Here is a 7,462-nt window from a genome sequence, read left to right as displayed (position 1 = left end):
TTTGGCCATTTAAAAGATGAGGTAGACTATAAATCCTGTAAAACATTAGAAGAACTAAAGGCGAAAATAAATCATTATATGGTTTACTATAACAATTACCGTTATCAATGGAATTTAAATAAGATGACCCCTATTCAATATAGGAATCATCTTTTAGCTTCTTAACTCTTTTTTTCATGTGTCCTTGACATGGGTGCCAGTTTACATGAACCACTGCCTTCTTGAAATCTACACCAAACGTTTTCAAGTGCCATCTTACTCAGTCACCAGGTTTTTCCATTCCTCATATTTGGCCGGGCTAAGCTTTGACACATGTTCCAAAAAATCTTGCAAAAATCCAAGCTTTTTTAATCCAGTTAACAATTTGGTAGGGACAGCCCTGTCTGTATTAAATGCCCGCTTGAGGTCGATTACTTTTATTTCCCCTAGTTCATTGAAAAAAATGTGGCGAACTTCAATATCAAGTCTTGTAAAACCCACAGTTTTCATTTCATCCAGCATCGATAAAATTTTCCCCACGATTGCCTCTGAGAGTTTTTTCTCTTTTTTTAAAAAATGCTTAAGATTGTATCCTTTTACAAACTCCATCACAATATAGTTAGAACCATATTGATATAATTTAGGAATAATAGGAGAGGATTGTCCAATTTGCAGTGCATTTAATTCCTTTTTTTGTGTGTCTTCATTAACAAAAACTTTGACGCACTTCTCAGGTGTCAATTGAAAGACGGATCCATCAGCCCCCTTCCCTATCATTGTGTAACCGCTCAGATCTTGAATGGTTACAGTGCCTTTATTCTTGGCTACTATTTTATCAAAATCTTTCATTTCTAATCTCCTTCTAATTCGAAATTTCAAATCGCTTTGTTGTATTTAAATCTTGGGGACTGCTCTAATATAATCCGAGTTCTTTTCCCCATACTTCTATTTTCTCTAGATATCTTTTTAAAAGTGTGCTCTTTCCTCCATCCAACACCTTTTGCAAATGACTAGAAAGCTTTTTTTCTAGAGTTCTCTGTAAATACGCTTTTTTTAGAAGTTGCAGTGGGTCCTCACTGAAAGTAATTCCATATTTCTGCATTTCTTCGCAATACAGCTGCACACATTGACTTCGAATCTCTTCTTCCCTCTGTTGCCAATCTGAGCGAAAATCAATTAATAATTCGACTAGGACGACCAAATCATACCAGCATGGATACTGCTTCGCAGACTCCCAATCAATTAAAGAGACTTTCCAATTCTCCTCCTCATCATTGGCATTTTCACAGCAAATATTGTGGACATGGAGGTCACCGTGGATGAGACATTGTCCAGATTCCGTAATTTCAGGAAAAAACACAGGCCCTTTTTTTAATATTTTTTTGATCATTTTATACCTTGGTACCACCAATTCTCTTAAGTTAGGATCTTTCATCGCCAGATCCAGATTCTCTTTTGCTTTTTTGATACCCATTGTCCTCTCCTTTACCTTCTCTTCAGAATCAAAATGTGGAAGAGAGGCGTCAAAAAGATACGCATGCTGCAAAAATCGATGATCAAAGGTTAGGGCATGAAATTTTGCCACGGTTGGGATAATTCGTTCCAAATGGTTTGGAGCTAATTTTATTTGTCCTCGAATCGGCTTCAAACACTCGGTGAACATCCATGTTTCATTACCATTTACATTCGGTTCAAGCCAATATAATCGCGGCATAAACTCATGATAAATGTTATAGGCTTTTTGATACATACTGATTTCTAATCTATGATTTTCTTTCAGTGGTTGCTTGTATATTTTAAGGACTATAGGAATGAACTCCCGACCATCAGTTAGAACCAACTTCCAAATACTTGTCTTTTCCCGTGTATTTTTGAGGCATTCTATTCTTTCTTCCACTAACTTTACTTTTTTACCAAGGACCTTTTTTAGATTCTCTTCCCAATCAAATTGATTCCAACAGCTAATAATTTCTTCTATACTATTCAAAACCTAAGTTCCCTCCTTCCTCTGCCATCACTTATTTTCTCCCCCATAAGTTTCGTAAATGGGAAACAAAACTTCGAACAAACGGAAGAGGGTCATTCCAAGCAAAAAGAGCCTCCACCTTTTTTCCAGATAAACTTTTCACCCATTCAACGAACTTCATTTCCCCATTTTTTTGTTTTTGGCGAAAGGAAAGAAAATCACGGACAAAGTAAACCCATTTGACCCCTTCTTTCTGCACTGTCACTGGTGCTGGATTTTGCCCGGTAAGGGATAAATAATACAAGTAGGCCAAATTTACCCCACAAGCCATCGATAACGCTTGAGTTAAACCTATTCTTGAATTGATTTCGATAAATTTCAGTTTCCCATCTCTTGGGTCCCGTTTAAATTCAGCAATCGCCAAGCCTTTGAACTGAATATCTTTTAGAAAGGTAGTAGCGAGTTGAATGACTTCTTCGTCCCTCATACTTAGGGCAAGTGCAGTAGATCCAAAATGAGGGGGAAATTGATGTAATTTTTGGTTCATCCACAAGCCAATTAAATTCATCTGATCGTCAAAAAATGTCTTGACGGAATAAATACAGTTCTCCTCACCAGGGATGACCTCCTGGATCATTAGTTCACCGAATGGCCGATAAAAAAGGTACTCTTCTCTCAATTGGGAAGCCTGTTCTACTACAATGGCTTTCTTATAAAGACGATGATCAATATTTGAGCGGAAATGAGAAGAATGAACTGGTTTTAAAATACAAGGAAAGGTAATTTGATGGATGATTTGCTCAAACTGCTCTTCGTTATTTATTGCGAAGGTTTTGGGGCATGGCACATTTGATTTCAGGGCCAATTCATACGTTAATCTTTTATCTAATACGGCTTCAACTAGTGTGTGTTTAGGTAATAGAAAGCGATAATAGTGTGAAAGAACAAATCTGTTTTTTGAAATAAACTGTACAAAGTCATCAGACCCCGCATACAGGACAGCCTTTTGGCCAAACTTTTGGGCCAATCTGGTAAGAAATAGAATTAATGCAGCTCCCTCACTAACTGGATTTGGGCAAATTCCACAGGTGGCAAACCGTGTTTTACCGATTTCATATTTCCCTCTCGTATCAAACGCATATACCTTAATCCCTTTTTTCGCTAAACTCCTCACAATACCTATTCCAGTTGCACTTAGATCAAGGACAACGGCAGGAACATCATGTTGCATACTTTTTTCCTCCTTTCATAATAATGATCGATAGATGCCTTCAATCTTTTGAACCATGATACTAACGGTTAAATGTTGTTGCGCAAATTCCTTAGCATTGCCCGCTAATTTTTTTCTAATTGATTTTTTTCGTAATAGGAGCAATAACTTTTCGGCAAGTTGTTGTGGGTTAGCTGGTTCAACTATAAATCCTGAATAGTTATCTTTAATGATTTCCGGAATGCCGCCACAATTGGTCGTTAGAATTGCTTGATTGGTAAACATTGCCTCGATTATTGAGATGGGCAGCGTATCACTCGTAGTTGGAAGAACAAAAATGTCTGATTCGCTTAATAATTTAGGTACGTCTTCTCTGCTTCCTAAAAAGGATACGTTTTTTAATTTCAACTCACTAACCTGCTTTTCGAGCGACTTTCTCATCTCACCATCGCCTACAATCCGTACTTCCACATTTTTCAACTTGTCTTTAATCAGAGCAAGAGCTTTAAATAAATACTTATGTCCTTTGCGGGGTCGAAGACGTGAGATACAGGTAATTACAGTTTTACTTTGGCTATTCTTAACTTTCTTCTGAATATTCCATTCCTCAAAATCAATCCCAGTATAAACAGTGGTCATTTGATCTTCTTCCGCGCCTAAATTTATTAGGATCGGGCGAAAGACATCACAAAGGATGATTAATTGGTTGGCATTTTTAATCGCTTGTTTATCAATGGCTGAAAAATAGATTTCCTCAACCGAACCTTTTTCCATCAGGTTAAACTTTAATCTGTTTTGGGTCATAAATCCATGCGGTGTGAATAGAAGAGGTTTTTGATAGGATTGGTTAAGGATCCCCATTACATTAGCTGTATATCGATCTTGTGCGTGGATAATATCGTATTGTGACAGATCAAAATTTTTTAGCATTGTATAATAACTGGATAGTTTGCTGATATTGTGTAGAATTTTTTCATTACAGCTACCATAACGATTGAGAAAAAATTGCTTGAATTCCTCAGAATATCGTTCGCTTAATGCCTTCATTTCCTCTGACTGAAAAGAGTTTAATGCAAGTACATCAACACTATGTCCTAAATTTTCCAAGCCAGTTTTGAGTGAAGTGATATAGTTCTGAAGTCCACCGATCAATGGATATTCCCAAAACGTTGTGATTAATATCTTCATTTTTTTGTTTTGAATTTCTGCTGATTCGAATTGCTCCCATTCGAATTGCTCCCATTCGAATAAATTTTCTTCTTCATAAGGCTCATTGACCCCATAAAATTTGTCCATAGCAGAGATTAAGTAAGGAAACAGGGTCGGCAGAAATGGTTGGTCATTTAGTAGTTCATTCATCTTTCACTTCCACACCCTCCTAATGATTTCAAAAGCTTCCGCGTATTCGACCCCAACGGTCATTCCTCTGACCCGTGCTAAGTATTTCACTCCGTCATAGGAACGTGGATGTGGAAATGGTCTCATTTCTACATCATAATGGTGAAGAGATTGAATCTTATCTTCGATGGTATCGGTTATATCTACAAAATAATTGGGTTTAAACTCTTTATCATTCGTATGCTGGCTCCATTCACTCGAAGAAACCGTTTCAAAACAAAGAATCTCAATTGGTTTTTTTCCAGGTAACGGTCGAGTAGCTGTTAACACTGCTTGAAACAAAATTTGGTGGTCCCGGTTGGTGTCACCATAATGGTGGGTGAAAATCATTGCAGGAGTATACTTATCCAGAAGAGCTTCGATCGATTTGTTGATTTCAACAAGTGGTTTCGTTTCCATTAAAAGATTGGGAAATTCCAAAAATAGCACTTCCTCTACTCCTAAGTGTCTATTGGCATGCAGCATTAATGGCTTAATCCGATCTTCTTCCTCCTTACGTCCTTTAGCAGCAATCACAGTAATTACCTTATAGCCATGATTAATTAACTTCTTTATGGTTCCGCCACTTCCAAGAATTTCATCATCTGGATGAGCAGCAATCACTAACACATACTCACACATTTAAAGCACCTCAATTCTAATTAAAAATACTATTCTTGTAATTATATGAAGAAGAGATAAAGTGGATATGGACAATGTGAATAAAATGAAAAAATGGGCTGATTTTAAGGGATATTCGTTGGTTTCGGCTTAGACACCTGATTCTATCGCTTTCAAAAAAAGCAAAAAACATATGCATTTCGCATATGTTCAAATTTGCTTGATTAATTTTTTTACAAACTCTTCAACAGGTACCGGTTTACTAAAATAATACCCTTGAGCCTCGATACATCCCTGTTGAAGTAGAAAGGATGCTTGGTCTTTTGTTTCAACAACCTCTGCAATGACTTGAATTTTTAATAAATTAGCCATTAGAATAACGGTCTTGATAATTGTTTGATCATTTAGGTCATTCGTGCATTCGTGGACAAAGGACTGAATTCCAACGAATTAAAGCTTCAGCCCCAATTTTATGTTTCTACTAAATTGTTGCTTAAAACCTCGTCAACCTTTTCATAATCGCTGTTTTTCGTTCCCTATCTTTGATTCTTGTTAAATCAAGCGCATATTCATGACCTTTATTTTTGGCTTTTAAGATTTCTCTTACCGCATTTTTCACACTTTCTTCATTATCTGTAACCATAATTACCTTCCGCAGCATTCCTTCTCCCACTCCTTATCTTCCCTTAACGATTAGACGCTTATTTATAGAAAATGTTTCGTTTGGTGACCATATTTGCAAAGAAGCAAGGTAAAAAATCACATTGAATAAAATTTTTATCTTAGTTTGAAGATTTTGTGTAATTTCATCGCTTTACCCCCAAAAAGTCTTAATTTATTTTAAAATAGTCATAGAATATTAAAAAACGAGGGATATAGTTTTGAAATCACTGCAGCTACTACAAGATACTTTTTTAATTGATGCCTACCACGAAGCCATCCGTCTAGAACTTTGCACTGACTTTATTCATTTATTACTAACTGAGATCAGTCATAGAAATTTAATTCATGAAACTATTATCTAAGCCTTTAGACCATCCGAATTCGGGTGGTTTTTTTTATACCAATTTTGTTAAACTTCAATTCTTGAACGGCACCTTTTCTTGTTGAATTGTTAATCTAGTATTGCTAACTTCCTATATAAGTACTTTCTTCTTTCCTCGATATACTTCGTTATTACCGATAATTCCTGGTCAAATATATCTATATCGTGTTTTTTATATGGATCCTGTTTGACAAATGGACGAATCGATTGTGTCATTTTTTCCACCTTCGGAATCATATTTTCTACTGTAAATTGCTGTTTCATCATTTCTTCAAGTAGCATTCGATATTGTTTTCGAAAGGTATCTACATTTAATATACGGGCGGTTAATGTATTAAACCCATCAATCGGTACATAATCGGGCTCCATAATCTTTCCATTAACATCCCTGCCCCATGTCGCATCATAATCCCAAGGAATGATTTCAAAAAGGTGCGTTTCACCATTCCTGTAAAGAGCATAGTTATGAACGAAACCATCATAATTTGAAGTAAAAATAATTACAGCCATCCAGCGGAGATATTTATCAATATCCACAAATTTTTGAATTTCCTTCTCGAATACATTATTCGCAATCGTATTGATATTAAATATTAATTCCTTTAAGAAATAGTCATCTTCATGTTTCCCCACCTTTCTTTCATACCCTAACTCCAGTGATTTTTTGGTCTCCTTATCTAAATCGCTCATCAACGAAAAGTTTGCATCACCATCGACCGCATAAAAAATACTTCCGTTTGGAAGGTTTCTTCTTTTCAAAAAATTCTCATCTACTGATTCGATTTCCAAATAGACCCCTTCTGCTTTTCCATTTTGGATTAAAAAGATATGGCGCGATAGTGGTGATAAAACCCCAAGCTCCGCAAAGAAATCAAACGACAGCTTATTTCGGATCATTGAAGGATCCTTATATTCTGCGTTTAAATGAATATGATTTGAACCTCTGAATTTTTTGGGTTTATAGAAGGAAACCTGATATGATTTTTTCGGAAAATCGCGGATATGTGATCCTCGATAGGCCACATCAATCTCTAGTCTTTTCCCTTCAATCGTTAACTGAGCAGGAATCGGTTCATCAATCCAAATGTCTCTTCTGAGTTCCCGAAGGTCATTCGGCCTAATAAAAAGCTTGTATTCCGGTATTCTTGCAGCCTCGTCCATTTTTTAATTCCTCCTTCCTTTATTGGTATGAAGGAAATTGGATGCTGGTCACGTTTGAATAGCATTTTTTCTTATTTTAGGCTTTTGGCTCATTCCATTGTTT

At 36.3% G+C, this 7,462-nt stretch carries 10 protein-coding genes; 2 read left to right on the top strand and 8 right to left on the bottom strand.

Features of this window, described 5'->3' with window-relative positions:
- Positions 1-165 (top strand): IS3 family transposase (locus tag J7E67_RS25640; RefSeq protein WP_214733070.1); only part of this gene is annotated, 165 nt, incomplete at its 5' end.
- 90 nt (positions 166-255) lie between these two features.
- On the opposite strand, the gene J7E67_RS25635 is transcribed toward J7E67_RS25640, so the two are convergent.
- The 7 genes from J7E67_RS25635 to J7E67_RS25605 form a co-directional block, all read right to left on the bottom strand.
- Positions 256-828, bottom strand: a complete 573-nt coding sequence (locus J7E67_RS25635) for a kinase (RefSeq protein ID WP_214733068.1) — start codon at positions 826-828, stop codon at positions 256-258.
- Positions 829-892: 64 nt separating this feature from the next.
- Positions 893-1,966, bottom strand: coding sequence for a phosphotransferase (locus J7E67_RS25630; RefSeq protein ID WP_214717415.1), 1,074 nt, complete (start codon positions 1,964-1,966; stop codon positions 893-895).
- Positions 1,967-1,997: 31 nt separating this feature from the next.
- The gene (locus J7E67_RS25625) at positions 1,998-3,176 is read right to left on the bottom strand and encodes a carboxylate--amine ligase (protein ID WP_214717416.1); all 1,179 of its coding nucleotides are present in this window, start codon (positions 3,174-3,176) and stop codon (positions 1,998-2,000) included.
- A gap of 15 nt (positions 3,177-3,191) precedes the next feature.
- Positions 3,192-4,514: a glycosyltransferase family 4 protein gene (locus J7E67_RS25620; RefSeq protein WP_214717417.1), complete on the bottom strand. Its 1,323-nt coding sequence runs from the start codon at positions 4,512-4,514 to the stop codon at positions 3,192-3,194.
- Positions 4,515-4,517: 3 nt separating this feature from the next.
- Complete coding sequence (locus J7E67_RS25615) at positions 4,518-5,174, bottom strand: PIG-L deacetylase family protein (protein ID WP_214717418.1); 657 nt, start codon at positions 5,172-5,174, stop codon at positions 4,518-4,520.
- Positions 5,175-5,363: 189 nt separating this feature from the next.
- A complete protein-coding gene (locus J7E67_RS25610) occupies positions 5,364-5,594 on the bottom strand; it encodes an EAL domain-containing protein (RefSeq protein ID WP_214733069.1) in 231 nt (76 codons plus the stop codon).
- A 52-nt stretch (positions 5,595-5,646) separates the two neighbouring features.
- Positions 5,647-5,814, bottom strand: a complete 168-nt coding sequence (locus J7E67_RS25605; protein WP_168244660.1) for a hypothetical protein — start codon at positions 5,812-5,814, stop codon at positions 5,647-5,649.
- 220 nt (positions 5,815-6,034) lie between these two features.
- On the opposite strand from J7E67_RS25605, the gene sda reads away from it, so the two are divergent.
- Positions 6,035-6,178: a sporulation histidine kinase inhibitor Sda gene (gene sda, locus J7E67_RS25600; protein WP_251027004.1), complete on the top strand. Its 144-nt coding sequence runs from the start codon at positions 6,035-6,037 to the stop codon at positions 6,176-6,178.
- 89 nt (positions 6,179-6,267) lie between these two features.
- On the opposite strand, the gene J7E67_RS25595 is transcribed toward sda, so the two are convergent.
- Positions 6,268-7,359, bottom strand: coding sequence for a CotH kinase family protein (locus J7E67_RS25595; RefSeq protein WP_214733067.1), 1,092 nt, complete (start codon positions 7,357-7,359; stop codon positions 6,268-6,270).
- Positions 7,360-7,462: the final 103 nt, after the last annotated feature.

It is taken from the genome of Bacillus sp. ISL-46, assembly GCF_018613205.1.
Note: the sequence above shows the minus strand (reverse complement) of the source record. Positions and strands in the feature narration are given on the sequence as shown.

Bases quoted from the DNA above. Each gene is read 5' to 3' on its own strand.
- J7E67_RS25635 (WP_214733068.1), bottom strand. From the start codon at position 828: ATGAAAGATTTTGATAAAATAGTAGCCAAGAATAAAGGCACTGTAACC.
- J7E67_RS25625 (WP_214717416.1), bottom strand. From the start codon at position 3,176: ATGCAACATGATGTTCCTGCCGTTGTCCTTGATCTAAGTGCAACTGGA.
- J7E67_RS25620 (WP_214717417.1), bottom strand. From the start codon at position 4,514: ATGAATGAACTACTAAATGACCAACCATTTCTGCCGACCCTGTTTCCT.
- J7E67_RS25615 (WP_214717418.1), bottom strand. From the start codon at position 5,174: ATGTGTGAGTATGTGTTAGTGATTGCTGCTCATCCAGATGATGAAATT.
- J7E67_RS25605 (WP_168244660.1), bottom strand. From the start codon at position 5,814: ATGCTGCGGAAGGTAATTATGGTTACAGATAATGAAGAAAGTGTGAAA.
- J7E67_RS25595 (WP_214733067.1), bottom strand. From the start codon at position 7,359: ATGGACGAGGCTGCAAGAATACCGGAATACAAGCTTTTTATTAGGCCG.